The sequence below is a fragment of the Duganella zoogloeoides genome, from assembly GCF_034479515.1.
In the GTDB taxonomy this organism is placed as follows: Bacteria; Pseudomonadota; Gammaproteobacteria; order Burkholderiales; family Burkholderiaceae_D; genus Rugamonas; species Rugamonas zoogloeoides.
This window is the reverse complement of the sequence record NZ_CP140152.1, coordinates 3,570,269-3,594,922: the sequence shown is the minus strand read 5'-3', so window position 1 is coordinate 3,594,922 and position 24,654 is coordinate 3,570,269. Positions and strand designations below refer to the sequence as shown.

Annotated in this window: 18 protein-coding genes; 7 read left to right on the top strand and 11 right to left on the bottom strand. The window is 65.7% G+C overall.

From position 1 onward, the window contains the following. Positions 1–272: 272 nt before the first annotated feature. Positions 273–2,879: a bifunctional diguanylate cyclase/phosphodiesterase gene (locus SR858_RS15830; protein WP_019919970.1), complete on the top strand. Its 2,607-nt coding sequence runs from the start codon at positions 273–275 to the stop codon at positions 2,877–2,879. Between the two features lie 60 nt (positions 2,880–2,939). Continuing rightward, complete coding sequence (locus SR858_RS15825; RefSeq protein WP_019919969.1) at positions 2,940–3,554, top strand: glutathione S-transferase family protein; 615 nt, start codon at positions 2,940–2,942, stop codon at positions 3,552–3,554. A gap of 47 nt (positions 3,555–3,601) precedes the next feature. Here SR858_RS15825 and SR858_RS15820 read toward each other — a convergent pair whose 3' ends face one another. The 8 genes from SR858_RS15820 to SR858_RS15785 form a co-directional block, all read right to left on the bottom strand. Further along, positions 3,602–4,582 (bottom strand): NAD(P)H-quinone oxidoreductase, encoded by a 981-nt coding sequence (locus tag SR858_RS15820; RefSeq protein ID WP_019919968.1) that lies wholly within the window; start codon positions 4,580–4,582, stop codon positions 3,602–3,604. A gap of 117 nt (positions 4,583–4,699) precedes the next feature. Next, positions 4,700–4,834 carry a DUF2474 domain-containing protein gene (locus tag SR858_RS15815; RefSeq protein WP_154819705.1) on the bottom strand — a complete coding sequence of 45 codons (135 nt, stop codon included), beginning with the start codon at positions 4,832–4,834 and terminating at the stop codon, positions 4,700–4,702. Continuing rightward, the gene (gene cydB, locus SR858_RS15810) at positions 4,834–5,856 is read right to left on the bottom strand and encodes a cytochrome d ubiquinol oxidase subunit II (RefSeq protein WP_019919966.1); all 1,023 of its coding nucleotides are present in this window, start codon (positions 5,854–5,856) and stop codon (positions 4,834–4,836) included. Before cydB ends, SR858_RS15815 begins: the two co-directional genes overlap by 1 nt. Next, positions 5,856–7,199 carry a cytochrome ubiquinol oxidase subunit I gene (locus SR858_RS15805; protein WP_019919965.1) on the bottom strand — a complete coding sequence of 448 codons (1,344 nt, stop codon included), beginning with the start codon at positions 7,197–7,199 and terminating at the stop codon, positions 5,856–5,858. The genes cydB and SR858_RS15805 overlap by 1 nt, the downstream gene beginning before the upstream one ends. A gap of 231 nt (positions 7,200–7,430) precedes the next feature. Next, complete coding sequence (locus tag SR858_RS15800; protein WP_019919964.1) at positions 7,431–8,735, bottom strand: c-type cytochrome; 1,305 nt, start codon at positions 8,733–8,735, stop codon at positions 7,431–7,433. Continuing rightward, the gene (locus SR858_RS15795) at positions 8,732–10,936 is read right to left on the bottom strand and encodes a xanthine dehydrogenase family protein molybdopterin-binding subunit (protein ID WP_019919963.1); all 2,205 of its coding nucleotides are present in this window, start codon (positions 10,934–10,936) and stop codon (positions 8,732–8,734) included. The genes SR858_RS15800 and SR858_RS15795 overlap by 4 nt, the downstream gene beginning before the upstream one ends. Beyond that, positions 10,933–11,439, bottom strand: coding sequence for a (2Fe-2S)-binding protein (locus tag SR858_RS15790; RefSeq protein ID WP_026636936.1), 507 nt, complete (start codon positions 11,437–11,439; stop codon positions 10,933–10,935). The genes SR858_RS15795 and SR858_RS15790 overlap by 4 nt, the downstream gene beginning before the upstream one ends. Before the next feature lie 114 nt (positions 11,440–11,553). After that, positions 11,554–12,993, bottom strand: coding sequence for an NAD-dependent succinate-semialdehyde dehydrogenase (locus SR858_RS15785; protein ID WP_019919961.1), 1,440 nt, complete (start codon positions 12,991–12,993; stop codon positions 11,554–11,556). Positions 12,994–13,100: 107 nt separating this feature from the next. Here SR858_RS15785 and SR858_RS15780 point away from each other — a divergent pair, with 107 nt between their 5' ends. Next, on the top strand, positions 13,101–14,021 hold the full coding sequence (locus tag SR858_RS15780; protein WP_019919960.1) for a LysR family transcriptional regulator: 921 nt from the start codon (positions 13,101–13,103) through the stop codon (positions 14,019–14,021). 46 nt (positions 14,022–14,067) lie between these two features. Here the strand turns inward: SR858_RS15780 and SR858_RS15775 are convergent, their stop codons facing one another. Beyond that, positions 14,068–14,634 carry a hypothetical protein gene (locus SR858_RS15775; protein ID WP_019919959.1) on the bottom strand — a complete coding sequence of 189 codons (567 nt, stop codon included), beginning with the start codon at positions 14,632–14,634 and terminating at the stop codon, positions 14,068–14,070. Between the two features lie 132 nt (positions 14,635–14,766). Here SR858_RS15775 and SR858_RS15770 point away from each other — a divergent pair, with 132 nt between their 5' ends. Further along, the gene (locus tag SR858_RS15770; protein WP_019919958.1) at positions 14,767–15,753 is read left to right on the top strand and encodes a helix-turn-helix transcriptional regulator; all 987 of its coding nucleotides are present in this window, start codon (positions 14,767–14,769) and stop codon (positions 15,751–15,753) included. A 7-nt stretch (positions 15,754–15,760) separates the two neighbouring features. On the opposite strand, the gene SR858_RS15765 is transcribed toward SR858_RS15770, so the two are convergent. Continuing rightward, positions 15,761–15,925 carry a hypothetical protein gene (locus tag SR858_RS15765; RefSeq protein ID WP_019919957.1) on the bottom strand — a complete coding sequence of 55 codons (165 nt, stop codon included), beginning with the start codon at positions 15,923–15,925 and terminating at the stop codon, positions 15,761–15,763. A 134-nt stretch (positions 15,926–16,059) separates the two neighbouring features. Next, positions 16,060–18,237, bottom strand: coding sequence for a TonB-dependent siderophore receptor (locus SR858_RS15760; RefSeq protein WP_084669777.1), 2,178 nt, complete (start codon positions 18,235–18,237; stop codon positions 16,060–16,062). A gap of 176 nt (positions 18,238–18,413) precedes the next feature. Between SR858_RS15760 and SR858_RS15755 the strand changes: the two genes are divergently transcribed. The 3 genes from SR858_RS15755 (at position 18,414) to SR858_RS15745 (ending at position 24,651) form a co-directional block, all read left to right on the top strand. After that, positions 18,414–19,793, top strand: coding sequence for a polysaccharide biosynthesis/export family protein (locus tag SR858_RS15755; RefSeq protein WP_084669776.1), 1,380 nt, complete (start codon positions 18,414–18,416; stop codon positions 19,791–19,793). A 9-nt stretch (positions 19,794–19,802) separates the two neighbouring features. Continuing rightward, positions 19,803–22,142 (top strand): GNVR domain-containing protein, encoded by a 2,340-nt coding sequence (locus SR858_RS15750; protein ID WP_019919954.1) that lies wholly within the window; start codon positions 19,803–19,805, stop codon positions 22,140–22,142. Between the two features lie 208 nt (positions 22,143–22,350). Next, positions 22,351–24,651, top strand: coding sequence for a DUF1565 domain-containing protein (locus tag SR858_RS15745; protein ID WP_019919953.1), 2,301 nt, complete (start codon positions 22,351–22,353; stop codon positions 24,649–24,651). Positions 24,652–24,654: the final 3 nt, after the last annotated feature.

Below are 24,654 nucleotides of genomic sequence, written 5' to 3'. Positions count from 1 at the left end.
TTAGTAATACAAAGTAACTATTGGTGTATTTCTATCAAATAATTGGTGGTTTTTGGTGAGAATCTTTGGTATATTTCCGTATGGCATGAAATTGGCCATTGGGTAGTGCTGGTAACACCTTATCGCGCCCGGCTCCGGCTGGTTGCGCAGGGTCGCATTGATGCGGCCCGTCCGAATTTCCTGCCCCCCATTTTTTAGTTAGTGCAGACGCCCGTCCGGGCCCGCCCGTGCGCGTTCGCCGGGCGGCCCGTTGCATGGGCGAGGAGCCTCACATGATCGTTCAACTGTTTGCGCGCTGGCTGCGCCGCGGGCTCGATACCTATATTTCGCTGCCGCTGTTCGCGCTGGCGCTGCTGGCCGGACTGTGGCTGCTGTCGTGGCACGACATCGAGCAGGGCCGCGAGCGCGCCCGCGCCGCTGCTGTCAACACGGTGGGGGAGGTGCTGGGCACCTACGAGGCGCAAGTGGCGCGCAGCGTGGACAGCATCGACCAGACCCTGCGCGTGATGAAGTACGCGGTCGAACGCAGTGGTTCGCCGGGTGCGCTGACCGAGCTCGCGCGCGAAGGTCTGCTGCCCCCCAGCATGGTGTTTGCCGTGAGCGTGGCCGATCGCGACGGCATGGTGTTGGCCAGCAATCCGCGCGCGCAACCGCACTCCGTCGCGGACCAGGCCTACTTCCTGTATCACCAGCAGCGCGACAGCGGCGGCATTTTTGTCAGCCACGCCCAGCGCGACGCCGTCAAGTCCGACGCCCACCTGCATTTCACGCGCCGGCTGGACGACGCCCGTGGCAATTTCGCCGGCATCGTCATGCTGGAAACCGATCCCGCCTATTTCACCAGCGACTACGAGCGCAGCCGGCTGGGTGAACGCGGCATGCTGGCGCTGGTCGGCGCCGACGACGTGGTGCGCGCGCTGCGCGTGGGCGACCAGGTGTCGTATGGCCAGCAACTGCCCGCCGGCGGTGTCGATGTGGACGACGGCGTGAAGCGCTTTGCCGCCGCGCGCGAGCTGCACCAGGTGCCGCTGCGGGTGGTGACGGGCCTGGACGAGAGCGAGCAGATGGCGCCGTTCGAGCGCGAAGCGCGCGACAAGCTGTGGGTCATGGCCATGGTCAGCCTGGTCGTGGTCGTGGGCACCGCGCTGCTGTGGATCTGGGCGTGGCAGGGCGCGCGCAACCGCACCCGCGTGCGCCGTGCGCGCGAAACCTTTGCCGCCGCTTCTGCCGCCAGCCTGGACGCCTTCTTCGTGCTGCGCGAAGTGCGCGATGCCGCCAATGCCATCACCGACTTCCGCTTCATCGACGTCAATGCCCGCGCCGAGCGCATGACCGGCATGTCGCGCGCCGAACTTTGTTCGATGACGCTGCTGGAAATGGTCCCGGAAGCGCACAAGGGCGGCATGTTCCGGACGCTGGTGCAGGCCAGCGAGGACGGCGGCGTGCACGAGCGCGAATGGGAAAATACCACCCAGCCGCGCTATCCGCGCTGGATGCAGAAGCAGGTGGTGTCGGTGGAAGGCGGCATCGTCGCCATCGTGCGCGACATCACCGAGCGCAAGCTGGCCGAGGAACGCATGCTGCACCTGGCCCACCACGACAATCTCACCGGGCTGCCCAACCGTATCTGCATCACCGAGCGCCTGAACCAGATGGTGGCCGATGGCGGCTCCGTGATGGTCGCCTTTATCGACCTCGATGGCTTCAAGCTGGTCAACGATGGCCTGGGCCACAACGCCGGCGACGAACTGCTCAAGGTGGTGGCCGAGCGCATGGCCGGCTGCGTGCGCGCCGGCGACACGGTGGGCCGTTTCGGCGGTGATGAATTCGTGCTGATGCTCGATGCCGAGGGCGCCGACCAGTCGTCGCGCGCGACCGCCGTGATCGAGCGCGTGCGCCACGCGGTGCTGCAATCGATGTGCGTGGCCGGGCAGGAAGTGCAGGTCAGCTGCAGCATCGGCGTGGCCGTCTATCCGCACGACGGCAGCGATGCCGAAACTTTGCTGATGCACGCCGACGCCGCCATGTACCGCGCCAAGGACCTGGGTAAGAACAACTACCAGTTCTACACCCGCGAGATGAACGTCAATATCGAGGAAAAGCTGCGCCTGATGGAAGGGCTGCGCGTGGCCCTCGACCTGCAGCAGTTCCACCTGATGTTCCAGCCCAAGGTGGACATGCGCAGCGGCCGCATCTTCGGCTGCGAGGCGCTGGTGCGCTGGGACGATCCCGCGCGCGGCGTGATCGGGCCCGATCGCTTCATCCCGCTGGCCGAGGAAAGCGGCATGATCGTGGCGCTGGGCGAATGGGTGTTGCGCACCGCCTGCTTCCAGAACCAGGCCTGGCAGGATGCCGGCCTGGCGCCGCTGCGCATTTCCGTCAACGTCTCGCCGCGCCAGTTCGAGGAGCAGGGCCTGGTGGACCGCGTCGCGCGCGCGCTGGCCGACAGCGGCATGGAACCGCGCTGGCTGGAACTGGAAGTGACCGAGGGCGTGATCATGCGCGACCTGGCGCAGGCGGTGGAAAAGATGGGGCAGTTGCGGGCGATGGGCGTGTTCCTGTCGATCGACGATTTCGGCACCGGCTATTCGAGCCTGTCGGCCTTGAAGTCCTTCCCGATCAGTACCCTCAAGATCGACAAGTCCTTCGTGCGCGACCTGGGCCGCAGCGACGGCGACGAGGCCATCGCCAGCTCCATCATCGGCCTGGCGCACCGCCTGAAGCTGCGCGTGATCGCCGAAGGCGTGGAGACCGAGCAGCAGCGCAGCTTCCTGTCCGAGAACGGCTGCGACGAATTGCAGGGCTATTTGATCAGCCGTCCGCTGCCGCCGGAGCGGCTGGCGTTGATGCTCAATCCCGCCGATTTGATTGCAGCCTGAGCCGGCGTAACCGCTGTTGTACAATCGTTTTCCAACGTTTATGCAGACAGGAAGACATACATGGCTATTCGCGTACACCATCTCAACAAAAGCCGCTCGCAGCGTATCGTCTGGCTGCTCGAAGAGCTGGGCCTGCCGTATGAACTGGTACGCTACCAGCGCGACGCCGTCACCAATTTCGCCCCGCCCGAACTCAAGGCCATTCACCCGCTGGGCAAATCGCCGCTGCTCGAAGACGACGGTGTGCTCATCGAGGAATCGGGCGCCATCGTCCAGTACCTGCTGGACCGCTACGGCAAGGGTGCATTGCAACCGGCCCCCGGCACGCCCGCCGCGCTGCGCCACCTGCAACTGCTGCACTTCGCCGAAGGCTCGGCCATGATCCCGCTGCTGCTGCGCATTTACGTTTCGCGCCTGGGCGACGGCGGCGTGCCGCTGCACGGCCGCATCGACAGCGAAGTGACGAACCACTTCGACTACCTGGAAAGCATCCTCGAACCATCGGGCTACTTCATCGGCGACAGCCTGACCGGCGCCGACATCATGCTCAGCTTCCCGGTCGGCATTGCGGTCAAACAGCCCGAAGGAAGCCGCTGGCCGCGCCTGCAAGCGTTCACCGCCGCCATCGAAGCGCGTCCGGCATGGCAGAAGGCGATGGCGGCAACCGAGGGGTGATGCTGCTCTGATCCGTCGGCTTCCGGTGCGCGCCCGTGTCGTTGGGCCTACATGGTCAGCACGATTTTCCCGACATTCAGACCATCTTCCATGCGCTGCTGCGCGGCGCCAGCCTGGGCCAGCGGGAAGACGCTGTCAATGACCGGCGTCAGGCCATCCTTGCCGAACTGCGACAGCCAGCGTTCCTTGAAGCGGCGCGACATGGCGTGCTTGACTTCCTGGCTGCGCGACTTCATCACCGTGCCGATGATGTGCAGGTGGCGGTACAACAGGCGGTCGAGCGGGATTTTTGCGTTCTCGATGCCGCCCATGATCCCGATCTGCACCAGGCGCCCGCCGAAGTTCAGCGCATTGACGTTGCGCTCGAAGTACGGCGCGCCGATGAAGTCGAGGATCACGTCCACGCCGCGATTGTCGGTCAGCTTTGCCACCACCTGCGCGAAGTCTTCGTGCTCGTAGTCGATGGCGTGGTGTGCGCCCATGCGGCGCACCAGGTCATGGGCGCTTGCCTGCGCGGTCGTGATCACGGTAGCGCCGGCCGCGCGCGCCAGCTGCACGGCCGCGCCGCCCACGCCGCCGGCGCCGGCGTGGATCAGCACCGTCTCGCCTTTTTCCAGCCTGCCCAGGTGCAGCAGGGCTTCGTGCGCGGTGACGAAGACTTCAGTGATTGCCGCTGCCTGGATGTAGTCGAGGCCTGCGGGAATCGGCATCGCCATGCGGTGGTCGATGCGCGAGACTTCGGCATACGCGCCGCCACCGACGATGCCCATCACGCGGTCGCCGAACTTGAAGTCCTTGACGTTGGCGCCGACGGCAATCACCTCGCCGGCGATCTCCAGGCCCATGATGGTGGAGTCGCCGAAGTCGGGCCAGCCATAGCCGCCGCGCCGATGGGTGAGGTCGGCGCGGTTGACGCCGGCCGCGTGGGTGCGCACGATCAGGTCGTCGGGACGCAGTACCGGTTCGGGCATGTCGCCCAGTGTGAGGACGTCGCTGGCGCCGAATTTGTCGAAGGTGATGGCTTTCATGATGGGTTCCTGAAAAAGTAGAGGTGAATCGAGCTTAACGACGAACCACCGGTTTGATAATCTGCCCCTGCCGACTAACCGCTGTGCACACCGCGCACAAGTAATGGCGGCCCACCGTTAGCGCATGCCGGCCGTGCGCATCGCCAGGTGCAGCAGCGCGGCCACGATGCCGAGCGCACCCACGCTGAGCGCCCAGATCCCCACCAGCCAGCCCACGCGGCCGAGCCACATCTTCCTGCGTCGGGCGCTCATCAGTGATACCCCTCGCCGAGTTTGACCTTGCCCCGGAAGACGTAGTACGAGAAGCACGAGTAGCCGAGCACGAAGGGCAGGATGAACAGCGTGCCCACCAGCGCGAAACCCTGGCTGGCCGGCGCCGAGGCGGCGGCCCAGATCGACAGCGCGGGCGGCACGATGTTGGGCCAGATGCTGATCGCCAGCCCGGTGTAGCCAAGGAAGATCAGCCCCAGCGACGCCATGAAAGGCCCGTGATGCGGCGTCTCGCCGGCCAGTGATCGCAGCAGCAGCACCACGCCCAGCACCACCAGGATCGGCACCGGCGCGAACCACAGCATGCCGGGCCAGGTGAACCAGCGCGTCGCCACGTCGGCATCGGCCAGCGGCGTCCAGATGCTGACAGCCACGATCGCCAGCACCAGCAGCAAGGCCAGCGGCCGCGCGGTGGCGAGCATGCGCCGTTGCAGCCCGCCTTCGGTGCGGAAGATCAGCCAGGTGCAGCCCAGCAGGGTGTAGGCCACCATCACACCCACGCCGCACATCAGCGCGAACGGTTGCAGCCAGTGGAAGGCGCCGCCGGCGAACTGCGGCCCGCTGGCAGTGGCCACCAGCGGAATGCCCTGCACGTAAGTTCCCAGCGCCACGCCCTGGAAGAATGCCGCCGTCACCGAGCCGCCGATAAAAGCCTTGTCCCAGACATGGCGTTCGTGGTCGAGCGCCTTGAAGCGGAATTCGAACGCCACACCGCGGAAGATCAACCCCAGCAACATGAAGATCAGCGGCAGGTACAGCGCCGAGAGCACGATCGCATAAGCGCGCGGGAAGGCGGCAAACAGCGCGGCGCCGCCGAGCACCAGCCAGGTCTCGTTGCCGTCCCATACCGGCGCCACCGTGTTCATCATCACGTCGCGCTCATGGCGGTCGGGCACAAATGGAAACAGCATGCCGATGCCAAGGTCAAAGCCATCCATGACGACGTACATGAACACGCCGAAGAAGATGATGACTGCCCAAATACTGCTCAAGTCGATGCCCATTACAGTGTGCTCCCATGCGGGTTGAGTTGATCGGGCGCCGCCGACAGCAGGCGGAAGATATACGTGATGGCCACGCCGAACACGAACACATACACCAGAATGAACAGGCCGAGCGACAGCGCCACGGTGGCCGCCGCGTGCGGCGTGACGGCGTCTCGCGTGCGCAGCAGGCCATAGACGATCCAGGGCTGGCGCCCGATCTCGGTGGTGTACCAGCCGGCCAGGATGGCGATCAAACCGGCTGGCCCCATGACGGTGGTCAGGCGCAGGAACCACTGCGCGCCGTACAGCGCCCGGCGGTGGCGCAGCCACAGGCCCAGCACCGCCAGCGCGATCATTGCCATGCCCAGTCCCACCATCACGCGGAAGGTGAAGAAGATGATGGCGGCGTTGGGCCGGTCATCCTTGGGAAAGTCCTTCAGGCCCCGGATCTGCCCGCCCCACGTATGGGTGAGTATCCAGCTACCCACGCGCGGAATCGCGACCTGGTAGCGGTTGGTTTCGCCGTCCATGTCGGGAAGCGCGAAGACCACCAGCGGCAGCGCATCGTTGCCATGATTTTCCCAATGTCCCTCGATGGCGGCGATCTTGGCTGGCTGGTGTTCCAGCGTGTTGATGCCGTGGGCGTCGCCGAGGAACGCCTGCAACGGCGCGGTCACCAGCAACATCCACATCGCCATCGAAAACATGGTGCGCACAGCCGGCGTATCGTTCTTGCGCAGCAAGTGCCAGGCGCCGCAAGCGGCCACCACCATCGCGGTGGCGAGGAAGGCGCCGACGCTCATGTGCATCAGCCGGAACGGGAACGACGGGTTGAAGATGATCTCGAACCAGCTGTCGGGCACCAGCACGCCGTGCTCCACGCGATAACCCTGCGGCGTTTGCATGAAGCTGTTCGACGCCAGGATCCAGGTGGTGGAGATCAAGGTGCCGATCGCCACCATGGCGCTGGCAAAGCAATGCAGGCCGGGCCCCACGCGGTTCCAGCCGAACAGCATCACGCCAAGAAAGCCCGCTTCGAGGAAGAAGGCGGTCAGCACTTCGTAGGTCAGCAGCGGCCCGGTAATGCCGCCCGCGTACTGCGAGAAGAAGCTCCAGTTGGTGCCGAACTGGTAGGCGAGCACGATGCCGGACACCACGCCGATGCCGAAGTTGACCGCGAAGATCTTCAGCCAGAAATGGTACAAGTCACGATACACTTCGCGCCGCGTGCGCAGCCAGCACAGCTCCAGCACCGTCAGGTAACTGGCCAGGCCGATCGACAGCGCCGGGAAGATGATGTGGAAGGAGATGGTAAACCCGAACTGAATGCGGGCCAGCTCCAGGGCGGTGAATCCTGTCATGTGTACTCTCCCGGGCCGAGGTGTCGGTGTCGCCGTGTGTTGTGGGAATGGGCGGCGAGCCTGCCGGAGGCTCGACCGCACGATGAAGTTCCATCATCGCCAAAGCGGCATTGCGGTGACACTCGCGGGAGGGATGTAACGGTCTCTCACTTTTGTTTTCGTCACCGCAGAGACAAGAACGGCGACGTAGCCAAGGGCCCATCGCCGTTCTTTGACGCGGAGTTGTTGTGCTTATTGCTGGCGATGTTTCGCTACATCCGCCGCCGTCACCTTGCCCTGCTTGCCCCCGAACTGGTAAATCACGTAGTTGCTCAACTGCGCGATCTCGTCGTCCGTGTACGACGCCCGGAACGACGGCATGAACACTTCCGCGCCGCCGATCTGGGCGCGGGTGCCGGACAGGATCATCTGCACCACGTTGCGGCCTGACGGATCGTTCACCGAGCGCGCGCCCAGCAGCGCGGCGTACTGCGATTGCGGGCCGGCGCCGTTCCATTGATGGCAGCTGGCGCAGCTGCTTTCGAACAGGCGCAGGCCGTCTTTGAGGTTGGCCGGGGTGCCCGGTGCCGGTGCGTACGGGCCTGCCGCAGCCACGCTGTCCGGATTGGAATTGACCACGATCGGATTGTCGCCGGTGCGTGGCGGCACGCTGCGCAGGTAGGTGACCAGGTTGCGTATATCGGCCGGGTCCAGGTATTGCAGGCTGTTTTCCACCGCTTCGCGCATCGGTCCCGAGGCCGCGCCGTGGCCCGGTGCGTGGCCGGCGCGCAGGTACTGGTACAACTCGGCGTCGGTCCATTTGCCGATGCCGTGGACCGGGTCGGGCGTGATGTTGGGCGCCTGCCAGCCGTTGACCACGGCACCGCTCAGTTCATTGCGGTGGTCGAGCGCGAAGCCGATGTTGCGCGGCGTGTGGCACTCGGCGCAGTGGGCCAGCGCGATCGCCAGGTAGGCGCCGCTGTTCCATTGCGCCGATTTGTCGGGTGCGGGCTTGAAACGCTCGCTCTTGAAGAACACCGCGTTCCAGAAGCCCATTGCCCAGCGCTGGTTGAACGGGAACGCCAGCTCCGGTGTCGGCGTCTCCTGCGTGACTGTGGGCAGGCTGAATAAATACGCCTTGATCGCCAGCGCATCCTCGCGGCTCAGCAGCGAATACGACGTATACGGGAAGGCCGGGTAGAGCCGCTTGCCGTCGTGGCGCACGCCGTCGTGCAGCGCACGCACGAAGTCGTCGTCGCTGTAGTTGCCGATGCCGGTCTTCTGATCGGCCGTGATGTTGGACGAGTACAGGGTGCCGAACGGCAGCTTGAACGGCAGGCCGCCGGCAAACGGCTTGCCGCCGGAGACGGTGTGGCACGCCACGCAATCGGCCGCCTTGGCCAGGTATTCGCCGCGCACGATTTTCGACGCGGACGCCGGCGCGCCGGCCAATACCGGCGCCGTGCCCGGGGTGGGATCGGAACGGGTAAGGTAGAAGTATGCTGCCGTACCGAGGATGGCGGCGCACACGGGCGCCAGGATCAGGATGCGTTTCATGCCTTGCTCCCTTTTTGTGCCAGCAGCTCGCGGCGGATCGGCAGCTCGCGCAGGCGCACGCCGGTGGCCGCAAAGATTGCGTTGGCCAGTGCCGGAGCGGCAATGGCCGTGCCCACTTCGCCGATGCCGCCGGGCGCCTCGGTGTTGTGGACGATGTGGACTTCCACATCGGGCGTTTCGTTCATCCTGATCATGCGATAGTCATTGAAATTGCTTTGCTCGATGGCGCCGTTGGCGATGGTCACTTCGTTGAACAGCGCGGCGGACAGGCCGAACAGCAGACCGCCCTGGATCTGCGCTTCGATCGAGCCGGTGTTGACGGGAATGCCGCAATCGACCGCCACCACGGCGCGCCGCAGGCGCACGTCGCCGGCAGGCGTGACTTCCACCTCTACCATGGCGCATACCTTGCTGCCGAATGGCTCGCCCAGCGCCACGCCACGGCCCACGCGCGGGGGCAGGGCGGCGCCCCAGCCCATCTTGGCTGCGGCGAGGTCCAGCACTGCGGTGGCACGCGGATTGTGGCGCAGCAGCGCGCGGCGCCATGCCACCGGATCGACCTTGGCGCGGTGAGCCAGTTCGTCAAAAAAGCTCTCGACGATGAACAGGTTGTGCAGCGCGCCCACGCCGCGCCACCAGCCGACCAGCAAACCGGGCGGCATGTCGTGGCGCACCCATTCCACCTTCATGTTGGGGATGGCATAGGGCATGTCGGCCACGCATTCGATGGCGTCGCCATCGAGACCGTTCGGGCGCATGCCACCCGGCCGCCAGCGGCCCAACACGGTGGCGCTGCAAATGCGGTCGCCGTACCACACCGGCATGCCCTTGGCGTCCACCACCGCCGAAATCACGTCGTGGTACATCGGTCGCACGATGTCGTGGCCGATGTCTTCTTCGCGGGTCCAGATGATCTTGAGCGGATACTTGACCAGTTTGGCGAACATCACCGCCTGGTCCACGTAGTCGCTCTCGAGCCGGCGGCCGAAGCCGCCGCCCAGGTATTGCGGGTGCAGCACCACCTGTTCCACCGCCAGGCCGGTAATTTTTGCGGCATTGGCGACTACCCGGGTCGGTACCTGGGTGCCGGCCCAGATCTCGCAGCGGTTGGCGGTGAGGTGGACGGTGGCGTTGAGCGGCTCCATAGTGGCGTGAGCCAGCATCGGCAGCTTGTAGGTTGCCTCGATCAATTCGCCTTGCGGGCGCGTGCCTGATTCGCGCCCGACGATGGCCTTGCCGCTGGCCTGGCTGGCAGCCAGGCCGGCGCGCAGGTCGCGCGTGGTCAGCCTGGCATTGGCGCCCCGGTCCCATTCGATGTCGAGCAGCTCCATGCCACGTTTGGCCGCGCCGAAATGCACGGCCACCACGGCCACCGCGTTGGCTATTCTCAGCACATCGATCACGCCGGGTACGGCCCGCGTGGCGCGGTCGTCGAACTTCACCAGCTTGCCGCCGAAAGTGGGGCAGGCCTTCACTGTCGCCACCCGCATGCCGGGCACGCTGACGTCGATGCCGAATTTTGTGGTACCGGCCACCTTGTCGGCCGAATCGAGGCGCGCCATCGGTTTGCCGATCAGGCGGAATTCGCCGGGTGACTTGAGTTTGACGTCGCCGGGATCGGGCAACCGGTTGGCGGCGGCAGCCACCTGGCCGTAGGTGAGCGTCCTGCCGCTGGCCTGGTGCCGGATCACGCCACGCTCCACCACGCAGTCGCCGGGCGCCACCTTCCACTTCGCGGCGGCTGCCGATACCAGCAGGGTGCGGGCGATGGCGCCTGCCGTGCGAAGTTCGGTGAAGGTGCTGCGGGTGCTGGTGGAGCCGCCGGTGATTTGGCCCTTGAGCAGCTTCATGCCATACAGCTCGTCGCTGGCGGGGGCGTGTTCGACCTGGATCTGGTCCAGGCCCACGTCCAGTTCTTCGGCCAGCAGCATGCACGAGCCGGTGTAGATGGCCTGGCCCATTTCCACCATCGGCATCACCAGGCGGATGGCGCCGCTGGCGTCGATGCGCACAAAGGCGTTGGGGGCAAACGCAGGCGCGCCGTCGGCTGCCGCCGCCTTGGCGTCGCCGGGCTGGCGGTGCGGGGTGACCGCGCCGAGGGCGGTCTTGGGCGTGGCCAGCCACACGAAGGCCACCGACAGGCCGGCGGCCTTCAACAACTGGCGGCGCCCGGTCGAAACGGTGTCAATGACGTGGCTCATTTGCGGCCTCCGATCGCGGCGACGGGAATGGCTTGCGTGACCACGATCTTGCCGGTGGCCGCCTGCCTGATGGCGGCGCGGATACGTACGTAGGTGGCGCAGCGACAGATATTGCCGGACATGGCGGCGTCGATATCGGCATCGGTGGGGTTGGGCGTGCGCTTGAGCAGCGCGGTAGCCGACATGATCTGGCCCGACTGGCAGTAACCGCATTGGACCACGTCCACCGCCAGCCAGGCATCCTGGATGCGCTTGCCGCTGTCGGTGGCGCCGATAGCTTCGATGGTGGTCACCTCGCGGTTGCCGACGCTGGACACGGGCAGCACGCACGAGCGCACCGGGTTGCCGTCCAGGTGCACGGTGCAGGCGCCGCACTGGGCGATGCCGCAGCTGAACTTGGTGCCGGTCATGCCGATCACGTCGCGTATCACCCACAGCAGCGGCGTGCTGCCCTCGACATCCACGACATGTTCGTGGCCGTTCACCCTTAGCGTTTGCGCCATTGTCCTGCTCCTCAAGGTTGGTGTTCCATTCGTTTTTGAGCGTAACAATGTTTTGACAAGGCGATAACTGGCCGTTGGTGATAAGCCGTTATGCGCCTTTTGCATAAATCCTGTTTAGGCCTGGCTGATGAATTTATTTGTCAGGTAGTGCGAGATTCCTTCGGCGCCGCCTTCGGAGCCATGGCCGCTTTCCTTCATGCCGCCGAACGGCAGTTCGGTGGCGACGATGCGGTACTGGTTGATGCCGATCATGCCCGCTTCCAGGCCGTCGCCCACGTCGAGCGCGGTGCGGGCATCGGTCGTAAACGCATATGCCGACAGGGCGTAGGGCAGGCGGTTGGCTTCCGCCAGGCCGTCGGCCAGCGTGTCGAACGGCAGCAGCACGGCGATCGGGCCGAACGGTTCTTCGTGCATGATGCGCGCCGTCATCGGCACGTTGGCCAGCACGGTCGGTTCGAAAAAATAGCCGGGGCGGTCGATGCGCTTGCCGCCGGCCAGCACGGTGGCGCCCTGTTCGACGGCGTCCGCAACCAGGGCCTCCATTTTGGCCAGTTGACGCGGATTGGCCAGTGGGCCAACCTGCGTCTGCGACGCCATGCCGTCGCCGATCACCAGCGCGCCGGTGGCGGCGACGAAGCGTTCGACAAACTGGTCATACACGCCGCGCTGGACCAGGAAGCGGGTGGACGAGATGCAGATCTGGCCCGTGCCGCGAAAGCGGTTGGCCGCACCGCCGACGGCGGCGGCCTCGATATCGGCATCGTCGAACACCAGCACCGGACCATGGCCGCCCAGTTCCAGCGTGATCGGCTTGACGCCGGCGGCGGCCCGTTCCGACAGCAGCCGGCCCACCGGCACCGAGCCGGTGAACGCCACCTTGCGGATCACCGGCGAGGCGATCAGCCTGGCGGACACCATGTCCGGCACGCCGAACACCACTTGCAGCACGCCCTTGGGCAGGCCGGCGTCGTCCAGGCAGCGGGCCAGCGCCAGCGCGGTGGCCGGGCTTTCCTCGCCCGGTTTCAGGATCACGCTGCAGCCGGCGGCCAGCGCAGCCGACAGCTTGCGGGCCGGGGTGATGGCCGGGAAGTTCCACGGCGTGAAGGCGGCCACGGGGCCGATCGCCTGGCGCTTGACCAGTTGCTGCACGCCGGGACGGTTGGACGGCACCACGCGGCCATCGATGCGGCGCGCCTCCTCGGCGAACCACTCAAAGTATTCGGCTGCGCGCAGCACTTCGTCGCGGCTTTCGGCCAGCGGCTTGCCTTCCTCGAGCGTCATCAGGGTGGCGATGTGCTCGGTGCGCTCGCGCATCAGCGTGGCTCCCTGGCGCAGGATGCGCGAGCGTTCGGCCGGCACGGTGTGGCGCCAGGTGTCGAAGGCGGTGCGCGCGGTAGTCAAGGCCAGGTCCAGGTCGGCGGCGGTGGCGAGCGGCACGCGGCCCAGGATGGCGCCATTGGCGGGGTTGATGACGGGCGCGGTGTCGCGGTTGCCCGCATCGAGCCAGGCGCCGTCGATGAACAGGGAGAGTTGTTCGTAATGCGGTGTGCGCATGATTTTTTCCTTGGTAGGGTTGAAGTGCCGTGGGAAGAAGCGTAAAACCGGACGGCGTGCGTGATAAGCGGGCGCCGTCCCACAACAGCTATGCAAGGAACGCAAAGATGCAATCAGAAAAATTCGCGGAATTTCTCGGCGTGTTCGTCGATGTCGCGCGCGAGGGCAGTTTTTCCGGCGCGGGCCGCCGGCGCGGCCGCACGCCGTCGTCCATCGGCCGCCAGATCGACATGCTGGAAGAACACCTGGAGTCGCCGCTGTTCCTGCGCTCCACTCGGCTGCTCACGCTCACCGATGCCGGCGAAGCGCTGCTGATACGCGCGCGCCAGATCCTCGACGCGCTGGCCGACGCCCAGCAGGAACTCGCTTCGATGAAGGGCGAGGTGACGGGCATTCTGCGGGTGGCGTGCTTTCCCACCTTCGGCAAGCGCTACGTGCTGCCGGTGATGGGGCAACTGGCCAGCCAGTATCCCGACCTGCGGCTGGAACTGGATTTGACGGAACGGCTGGCGGACCCGGTGGCCGAGCGCCTGGACCTGGTGATCCGCATCGGCGACCTGGCCGACAGCACGCTGATCGCCAGCCGCCTGGCCACCCAGACCCGCATCCTGTGCGCCAGCCCGGCCTACCTGGAGCGCGCGGGCGCCCCGGCCGCAGTCAACGACATCGGCTGCCATCGCCTGATCGACAAGCTGCATGGCGCGGACCTGCTGGGCTGGACCGACGTGCTGGGTCACCCGGCGCGCGCCTGCGGCGGTCAGCCGGTATTCGCCTGCGACGATTTCGAGGCGATGCGCCTGGCCGCGCAGGAGGGCATGGGGATTGCGTACTTGCCGGACTGGGTGGTGGGGCCCGATATCAAGGCCGGCCACTTGCGCCAGCTGTTCCCCGAGTGGTCGCAGCAGCCGCGCGCCACCACCGGCATCCATGCGTTGCGGGCGCTGCGCCGGCCGCCGGCGCGCGTGACGGTGCTGCTCGATGCGCTGCGCGCGGCCATCGGCCAGCCGCCGGTGTGGGCGTTGGTTTGACCTGCAAAAGAAAAATCACTTGGGCTCCCCCCGAGCTTGGCCACTTTTACAACGGAATAATCCTGACCGCCGCATGCCTGAGCGTCCCCGGTGCGATGGTGAGGGTGTACAGCTCCTGGTTGAGGTCGTCCGCGCAGTACCTGCCGGAGGCCGTCATTGAAACTGCCTGCGGTGAGGTGAGGGGAGCGTCGTGGCGGGCATCGAGGATGTCGTTGCTGCTCAGGCAGAGCAGGGACGCAGTGTCCATTGTGACCGTGCCCTTGAAGCGGGAAAACATGGTGACGGTGTTGCCGCTCACTTTATAGATGGTGGCGCCGGCGCCCATCCAGATCGCGCCCAGGCCGGCGCGGATGGTGTCCACCCGGCGCGGCAGCGTCCAGTCCCGTGCGGCGTCGTGGTTGGTCGTGCCCATTGCGCGCGAGCTCACGTGCCATCGTTCGATCACGTCCGGAGCATTGTCATACACCTTGCGCACCCATGGCCCGTGGGCATCTTCATGGTCGGCCAGGATGTCGATCCGGGTCAGGCGGTCGGGGCGGCCACTGTTGCCGCTGACAGGCAGGTCGAGCATCAGGTTGGCAGCGACGAGCGAGACGGTGGTGTGGACGTTCATGAGTGTGGCGCGGCTACGCTAAATTGCAAGTAAATCCAGCTTAGCGCCCGCCGGGCCGCGTCCGCTTCACCCAAATAGGTTAATCTTGAGCAATGAGTATTCTTTTGTCATACCGATCATTTTAGATTCCCTATGGGCAACAATATACTTCCCCAGTACAGCAGCCTGTTGCTCGCGCTTTACCGGCTGGCCCAGGAGTGCCCGGTGCAGCAATTTCAGGATGCTGCGCTCACTTTGCTTAAAGCCACGCTGGCCTTCGATTCATCGATGTGGGGCACGGCCACCATGAACGCGGACGGCATCGACATCCACAGCATCCACTTGCACAACTCGTCGCCAGCCATGCTCGCGGCTTACGAAAAGGTCAAGCACCGCGACACCGCCGCCGTCCAGGTGACCGCGCAACCGGCGCTGACCATCGGTTTTTGCGTGGACGATTTTCCCGGCGACGACAATGCCGGCTTGCGCCAGTTCCTTAACGATTTCGGCCATCGCAATTTTTTGATCACGTCGTCCATCCATCCCGCCACCCGTTTCGTGCAATGGGTGTCGCTGTACCGCGCGCGGCTGGAGGCGCGCTGCCAGCCGGCAGAAGTGGATTTGCTGGCGTGCCTGGCGCCGCACCTGATGCAGGCGCTGGCGATCAACCGCCTGGTGCACCTGGACCGACTCAGCCACGACGTGGTGCGGGCCAAATGGTCGGTGGCGATTGCCGACCAGCGCGGCGTGCTGTACCACGCCGACGAGCGTTTCAAGTCATTGGTGGCGTCCGCCTGGGGCCGCGACGATCCGGGCCGGTTGCCGTCGGCGCTGCTGGCGCGACTGGTCGGTGACGGCACGGGGCCGCGCACGCTGATGCACGAGCGGGTGATCTTGTATTGCAGCCGCGAGCAGGACGTGTTGTTCCTGAAAGCGCGTGCGGCCGAAGCGGTCGATACGCTGAGCGAACGCGAGTTCCTGGTCGCCCGCCTGCTGGCCGGCGGCCTGACTCACAAGGAAGTGGCGACCCAACTGCACCGCTCGCCGGAAACCATCCGCACCCAGATCAAGGCCATTTTCAACAAGCTCGACATTAACAACGTGGCGTTGCTGGGGACCTTGCTGGCGGCGCGGGAGTAAGTGCAGGTCAGGCGCGGAACGCGCGCCGCATGCCGTCGAGGTCGATGGCAGGCTGGTGCTGGGTCTGTTCTGCGGCCGTTACCTTGGTGGCTGGCGCGAACACCAGGCCTTGTACGAGCATGGCTGCCAACAGCAGCATGCCGATAATTGCAGCGATCTTGATCGTGACCATGATTGTCTCCTTCGGTATGGCCGGTGCGCACAAGCGTCCGGCGCTTTCTACCATTCAGAGTAGGCCGTACCGGGGCGGAAGGGAAGCTGTTTTATCGGATAGCTGGTATTTTCAGGCCGGATGCTTCGACAACGTCAATAAGTCCAGGTCAGCGTGGCGCTGCCGTTGCGCGGTGCAGCATAGTAACTCTGGGTCCAGTACAGGCTGGTCAGGTACTTTTTGTCGGTGACGTTGTTGAGGTTGACGGCCAGGCTCAGGTGGCGATCAAACTGGTAGCGCGCCATCAGGCCCAGCACCGCGTAGCTCGATTGACGGGTAGTGATGCCGCCGCCCTGGTCCACCGAGGACTTGCTCTGCCAACGCAGCGAACCGCCGACCTTGAGCGCCGGCAGGCCGGGCAGGGCATACGTGGTGTTGACGCGTAAAGTGGTGCGCGGGATGTAGGGTTTTGCCTTTTCCCCTTGGTCGCCGTGGATGGACAGGCTGGTTACGCCAGCGGTCGCTTGCCAGCCGCGCGCCAGCTCACCCGACGCTTCCAGTTCCACGCCTTGCGACTCGGCATTGATGCCCCGGTAGATGGTCTTGCCGCCGACAAGGCCCGCAGTCTCCGCAGTATTGTCCTGCCTGGTCTTGAACACTGCACCCGACAGGTTGAGGCGGCCGTCGAACAGCGCGCTTTTCAGGCCGGCCTCGGTGGTCTTGCCTTCGATCGGATCGAGCGTGGCGCCGCTGGCGTCAGTTTCAGTTTGCGGATTGAAAATTTGCGTGTGGCTGGCGTAAGCCGACAGCGAGCGGTTGATGTCATAAACCACGCCCACGTACGGCGTGGTCTTGGTGGCCGACTTGGCGCGGCTGACGCCATACGCGAGGCCGTTGCCGCGCGCCCGGGTGTGGTTGACGCCGGCCAGCAGTTTCCAGTCGTCGGTCAGGTTGAAGCGGGCGGCAGCGAACACGGTGTTGCGGCGGTCTTCGTAGCGGCTGCCGTCGATCGCGGCATCGAACGGCGGCAGCGGAAAACTGCCGTCGAACGCGGTATTGCCGGGCAGCGAGTCGCCGATGCCACGGCCATACAGCGACTGATCGACCAGGCGCGACTTCGACCAGTTGTAGCCGAAACTCAGGTCGTGCTCGCGCCCGCCCAGCGCGAATTTGCCGTCCACCGACATATCGACCAGGCTCTGGGTATGGTCGGAAGCGTACTTCGACGGGTAGGCCAGCAAGCCCAGCCCCGTGGTGCGGTCCGGCGTGCCGTACACGTATTGCAGCGTGGAGTCCGATTTTTCAGTGAGGTAGTTGGCGGTAGCCAGCACGCGCCAGCCCTGGCCCAGGTTGTGGCTCAGTTCAGCGAAGGTGCTGTGGTTGGTGGTGTCCCAGCGCGACCAGTCGGCGGCGGTGTTGGTGCTGCGCGGGTAGTCGGTGGGGGTGCCGTCGGTGTAATACAACGGTAGCGCACCCCACATTACACCCTTGCTGCGGCCGGCTTCGTAGGTATGGCCCATGGTGAGCACGGTGGCGTCACCGAGGCGGGCATCGACTACCGCGTACGCGACGTTGCGTTTCGGCTCGTAGCGGTCGAGGTAGGATTCGCCGTCCTGGTGGACCAGCACCGCGCGGCCGGTGACGCTGCCGCTCTCGTTGAGCTTGGCTGTGACATCGCCTTCCACGCGCCGCGTATTCCACGAGCCCAGCGTTACGCTGGCGCTGGCGGCGGTTTGCGCGCTCGGGCGCTTGCGGATGAAGTTGACGGTGGCGGACGGATTGCCGGTAGATGTCATCAGGCCGTTGGCGCCGCGCACGATGTCGATGCGCTCGTACAGCGCGGTATCGATGTCGCCCTGCAGGTTGCCGAAGACCTGCGGCAGTCCCACGCCGTCGTACTGGAAGTTGACGATGTCGAAGCCGCGCGCGGTGAAGTAGGTGCGGCTGGTTTCCACTTTCTCGACCGTGACGCCGGTAGTGCTGGCCAGGACATCGTTGATGGTGGTGAGCTGGAAATCGTCCATCAACGCGCGCGTAACCACCGACACCGACTGCGGCGTTTCGCGCAGCGTGAGGTCGAGCCGGCTGGCGGACTTGCTGGAGCGGGCGGAATAGGCGTCGACTGCGGCAGCGGTGACCGTGACCACCGGCATCACGGCGCCGGCTGGTGGCGCTGGCCGGGTTGACTGGGTTTGCTCGGCTTCGGCGGATGCACCGGCTGCATCGAGGGCATTCCCGGCCCCGTCGGCGTGGGCCGAGGCCAGGCCGGCGTAGGCCAATGCCAGCAGCAAAGGATGCTTAAGAAAGGGACGCTTGAAACAAGGACGGGACATGCACGCTCCTGAAATATTATGAATAAGAATCATTCGCATTATAGGGCTGGCACAATAGGACAACAATATTAATAGTTAGTCATGTTGTGCATAACAGACGCGCAGACGCATTTGATCTTGCACAAGGTCGTCGCGGGACGCGCGCCCTACGCTGGACATTGGTCCGGGAGGCGGCGATGGCGAAATTCCTGTATGCAGTATTGTTGTTTTGCCTGGCCGGCTGCGCCGGCACCTCGCACCGCGCGCCGGCGCCCGGCGATGCCGAAGTGATCCCGATTACGGCGCAGTGGCTGGCCGAGCAGCGCCGACTGCGCGATGCTGGCGGAGGCGGCGGTGTCCTTGTTCCTGGCCCCGGTACGCCCCCCACTTCCACGCAACCCGTTTCCGCTGGTGAGGCGACGGCTGAGGCTGGTGCTGGTGCTGGTGCCTATCGCCGTACCTGGCCGGTAGCCGGCAGTCGTGGGGCTTTCCAGGCTCCTGGCGCAAGCAACGGTGGCCAGTACCGGCTCGGCGTTGGCGACGTGCTGGCCATCACGGTGTGGGACCATCCGGAACTGACCGGCGCCGGCCTGCCGGCGCGGTCCGACAACCTGGACGGTCAGATCGGCCCGCCGCCGGCCACCTTCGTCATCGACCAGCAAGGGCAGTTGCACTTTCCGTTTGCCGGCGCCGTGCCGCTGGCCGGGCTGACCCGCGAAGAGGCGCGCGACAGCCTGGCACAGCGGCTGGCGCGCTACTTCCGCGCACCGCGCGTGACGGTCACGGTGATGGCCTACCGCAGCCAGCGCGTGTATGTTGATGGCCAGGTGCGCACGCCCGGCCCGCAGCCGATCAACGACATTCCGATGACCCTGGTCGAAGCGCTCAACCGCGCCGGCGGCCTGCTGCCCACGGCCGACCAGAGCCGCATCACGGTCGAGCGCGCTGGACGACGGTACCGCATCGACCTGGTGGCGGCAATGCGTGGCGGGCCGTCAGGGCTGGTGCCATACCACGGGTATCCGGGCGCGATGATGCTGGCCGACGGCGACGTGGTTCGGGCGCCGCCGCGCGACGAGAACAAGGTGTTCGTGGGGGGCGAAGTACTGTCGCCGCGCGCGCTCACCATGCACGACGGCCGCCTCACCCTGGGCGAGGCGCTGGGCGAAGCCGGCGGACTCAATCCGCAAAGCGCGGATGCCGGCCAGGTGTACGTGGTGCGCCGCGCACAGCAGGGCGACACTGCGTACATGACTCGTGCACCGGGCTCGCTTAACGAGCTTAACGGGCTTAACGGGGAGAACGGGCATAACGGGGAGAACGGGCATAACGGGCCAAACGGGCTTGTCAAGGCTGGCGCGGACGCATCGGCGGCGCCTCCAGCGCCACGTGGGCCGCTGGTCTTCCGGCTCGACGCCCGGTCGGCCAGCGCGCTGGCCCTGGCCGAGCAGTTCGAGCTGCAGCCGCGCGACGTCGTGTACGTGGCGGCCTCCATGCTGACCAACTGGCACCGGGCAATTAGCCAGTTGTTCCCGGGCGAACTGTCGTCGGCCGTCGGCGTGACGACCAGGCCATAGGAGGCTCGCATGGATGCGCCACGCGATGCCGACACTTCCCGCATGCTGCGCCCGCTGCCAGGCGTGGCGCAGCCGGCCCGCCTGATCGAGCACCCGGCGTCGCCGGCACCGCCCGATCCGACCATGCTGGCCTGGCGCGCCTGGTTCCGTGCGCTGGCTGCACGGCGCTGGCTGATCGTGGCGGTCACCGCGCTGTGTACGCTGGCGGCGCTGGGCTATGCGCTGGTGGCGCCACCCGTCTATCAAGCCAATATGCTGTTGCACGTGGAGGAAGAGCAGCCCAACGCCTCGAAGAACATTCTCAACGAAGTGTCGTCGCTGTTCGAGACCAAGAAGGCGGCGATCGCCGAGATGGAACTGCTGCGCTCGCGGCTGGTGGTGGCGCCGGCAGTCGATACCCTGCGCCTCTACATCCACGCGCGGCCGCGCTATTTTCCGCTCGGCGGCGAGTGGATCGCCCAGCGCCGGGGCGGTCAGCTGTCGGTGCCCGGTCTGTTCGAGCGCGGCGGTTATGCATGGGGGAGCGAAAAGATCGACGTTGCCGTGTTCGATGTGCCCAGCCAGTGGTACGGCCGCCAGTTCCGTATCACCGCGCTCGGCGGCCAACGCTGGCGCCTGGCTGACAGCGCCGGCCGCACCTTGCTCGAGGGCAGGGTGGGGCAACTGGCGCGGCGGGAAATACCTGCCGCTATAGAGGCTGTGGAGGCCATAGCGGCGGATTCGGCCGGCATGGCAAGAGCAGCAGGAAAAATTGAGGCAAGCCCGCCGGACGTGGTGGAATTGCTGGTCACGCGGCTGCGCGGCGCGCCTGGCACACGTTATCTGCTGCGCCGCACGTCGCGGCTGGCCGCGCTCGAGAGCGTGCAGCGCGCGTTGCAGATTTCCGAGCAGGGCAAGCTGTCGGGCATTATTTCGGTCACCTTGCAGGGCAGCGATCCGCAGCAGGTGTATGCCACGCTGAGCGAGATCGGCCGCGAATACATGCGGCAAAACCTGGCGCGCCGCACCGAGGAGGCGCAAAAGACGCTGGCCTTCCTTGATCGCCAGTTGCCGGTGGCCAAGCAGCAACTGGAAGCGGCCGAGGCCAGCTACAACGGCTTTCGCAGCGGCCACGACACCATCGACCTGACCCAGGAAGTGCGTATCGCGCTCGATACGCTGGCGGCGTCGCAGGCGCGGCGCAGCACGCTGGTGCAAAAGCGTGCCGAGCTGCTGGGTCGCTTCACCGACGAGCACCCGGTGTTGCAGGCGGTGGCGCAGCAAATGCGCGAGAACGACCGCGAGATCGCCGCGCTGGAAGCCCGCATCAAGCGCTTGCCCCGCATCGAGCAGGAGCAGGTGCGGCTCGAGCGCGACGTCAAGGTCAGCACCAACCTGTACACCGAGTTGCTCAACACGGCGCAGCAGCTGCGGTTGATGGCGGTGGGCAGCATCGGTACCGTGCGCATGGTGGACATGCCGGTAGCGCCCGAGAACACGCTGAAACCCAACCGGCCGCTGATCGTGATGCTCGGCATGGTGAGCGGCGTGTTCCTCGGCGCGCTGCTGGCGCTGGCCTGGCGCGCCGTGCGCGGTGGCATCGACGCCGCCGAACGTATCGAGGCGCTGCTGGGACCGAACACGGTGCACGCAACCATACCCCACAGCCGCAGCCAGGACCGGCTGCGCCGGCACGCGCGGCGCGCGCGCAAAAGTGGCCTCTCTCGCCAAGCCGACCAGCAGTTGCCAGCCACGGATCTGCTGGCACAAGCCGTACCTGACGATGCCGCCGCTGAAAGCCTGCGCGCCTTCCGCGCCACGTTGCAATTCGTGCTGCCGCACAGCCGCAACAATGTCGTGTGCTGCCTGGGCCCCACCCGCGATGTCGGCGCGGCCTTTGTCTCGGTCAACCTGGCGCTGCTGCTGGCGGCCGGCGGCCAGCGCACGCTGCTGGTCGATGCCGATCTGCGCGACGGCACGCTGCACGACCACTTCGGCCTCGATCGCGCGGCCGGGTTGGCCGATTGCCTGGCCGGCATGTTGCAGCCTCACCAGGCGCTGCGCGCCGAGGTGGCGCCACGGCTCGACTTCATCGCTGCTGGTGGCGCCGCTCCGCACCAGGCCGAGTTGTTGCAGCCGGGACTGTTTACCGACGCACTGGCGCGGCTCGGCACACGATACGACGTGATGCTGGTGACGGCACCACCGGTGCTGACGGCCGCCGACGCGCTGGTGGTGGGCGCCAGCGCCGGCTCCGTGTTCGTGGTGGCGCGTGCTGGTGTCACTACCGAGGTCCAGTTGGGAGCTGCGGTCGAGCGCCTCAACCACGCCGGCATCGCGCCGCGCGGCGTGGTATTCAACGATGTTTGACGTCAAAGCGTAAAATTTTTTTTCGTGCGCGACTTCGTCTCCCTTCCTGGCTGAAAGCCGCATATTTACTGAGTCTTCCCTTGCCCATGCGTATCGCTCGCTGCTGGAAGAGAACTTGGTCAGAACTTTTTTTCTGAAAGCATTGAACTATAGAATTTGATGCCGATCAAACCTCGCTCATTCACTTTGAAAAAGCGAGGAACGGCTGATGAAATTATCTGTCAACTACCTGTCTCAAACCGCCGGCGCGACCGCGTGCATGGTGCTGCTGGCCGCGTGCGGCGGCGGCCAAAGCGATAGCGCCAGCCAGGCACCCGGCATGACGCTGGCTGCCACCACCCAGGTGTCGGACGAACCGGCAGCGGACGCCAGCTATAACGCTGCGGCCACTGCGTTGTACGTGGCAACCACTGGCGCCGACAGCAATCCCGGCACCAGCGCCAAGCCGTTCAAGACCATTGCGCGCGCCGCCCAGGCGGCTACGCCCGGCACCGTGGTGCACGTGGCGCCCGGCGTTTATGAAGGCGGCTTCCGCACCAGCACCAGCGGCACGCCGACGGCGCGCATCCGCTACGTGTCCGATACCAGGTGGGGCGCGAAGATCGTGCCGCCGGCCACGTCCGCCAATGCCGTGGCCTGGGACAACCGGGGCAGCTATGTCGATATCGACGGTTTCGAAGTCGATGGCAGTGCGCACAAGGCCGGCACGCGCTGGGCCGTGGGCCTGTACACTGCCGGCTCGTTCGGCACGGTGACCAACAGCCATGTGCACCACGTGGGCCAGGGCGCGTGCGCATCGGGCGGCGGCATCGGCGCCGACAGCTACTACAAGGGCGCCAGCAACGATGTACTGGCCAACGTGGTCCACGACATCGGCGCGGCCGGTTGCAAGACCATGTTCGGCGTGTTCGTCAACAGCGCCGACAGCGACGTCAAGAACAACCTGATCTACGGCGTGTCGCAGGCCGGGGTGCAGCTCTGGCACGATGCCGCGCGCGTGTCGGTGAGCCATAACACCATCTTTGCCGCCCATACTGGCATCGTGGTGGGCGGCGGCGATCCCTATGTGTCCAGCGGCGTCAACGATTATTCGCGGGTGGCCAACAACATCGTTGTCGACACCCAGTACGGCGTGGTCGAGCAGGGCAACGTGGGCAGCAACAACACATACACCAACAACCTGATGCACCAACAAACGGCCTATCCGTATTTGCTGATCAAGGGCGTCGCGGTGGCTACCATCGCGGCGGCGCCGCAGTTCGTCAATTACGTGCGCACCGGTGGCGGCGACTACCAGCTGCAAGCGACGTCGCCCGCGATCGACAAAGGCGCGGCCGCCGATGCCACGCCTACCGACCTGAACGGCAAAGCGCGTCCGGCCGGCGCCGGTCCCGACATCGGCGCCTACGAGTTCAACGGCGCCGCCCCGACGCCGACACCGAATCCCAATCCGGCGCCCAACCCGGTGCCATCGACGCCGAACAACCTGTACGTCTCGACCACGGGCTCGGACAGCAACTCCGGTGCGCAAGGCTCGCCGCTGCGCACCATCGCCCGCGCGTCCGCGCTGGCCAAGCCCAACACCACCGTGCACGTGGCGCCGGGCACCTACGCCGGCGGCTTCAAGACCACTACCAGCGGTACGGCAGCCGGCCGCATCTACTACTATTCGACCACCAAGTGGGGCGCCAAGATCGTGCCGCCGGCCAATTCCAGCAATAACATTGCCTGGGACAATCGTGGCAACTACGTCGATATCATCGGCTTCGAAGTCGATGGCAGCAAGCTGCAGGGCGGTACCGTGTGGCGCAGCGGGCTGTACACGGGCGGTTCATATGACGTGATTCGAGGCAACCGCGTGCACCACATCGCCAACACGCTGGCGTGCAACGGCAGTGGCGCCTCGGCCATCGGTGTCGATTCGTACTACAAGGGCATCAAGGGCGACGTCATCAACAACTTCGTCCACGATATCGGTCCGGCCAATTGCAAGTACATCCAGGGCATCTACGTGAGCACGTCCGGCAGCGTGGTGGGCAATGTGGTGTACCGCGTGTCGGAAGCGGCGATCCACCTGTGGCACGATGCGACCAATGTCATCATCGCCAACAACACGGCGGTCGCTTCCGGCACCGGCATCGTGGTGGGTGCGGGCGACTTCTACAACCGCAGCGCGCCCAACGACTACACGCATGTCGTCAACAACATCGTGTACGACAACCGCTACGGCATCACCGAGCAGGGCTCGACCGGTACTCACAACACTTACCGCAACAACCTGGTGTACCAGAACAGCATCTACAACATCAGCCTGAAGAACGGGTTGAAGGCGACCGGTACGGTATCGGCCGATCCGCAATTCGTCAGCTACACGCGTACCGGCACGCCGGACTTGCATGTGCGCGCGTCGTCGCCGGCCAAGGGCAAGGGGACGACCGACTACGCGCCGGCGACCGACATCGAGGGCAAGCCGGTCACGGCCCCGGTGACCATCGGTGCGTATCAGTAAGCA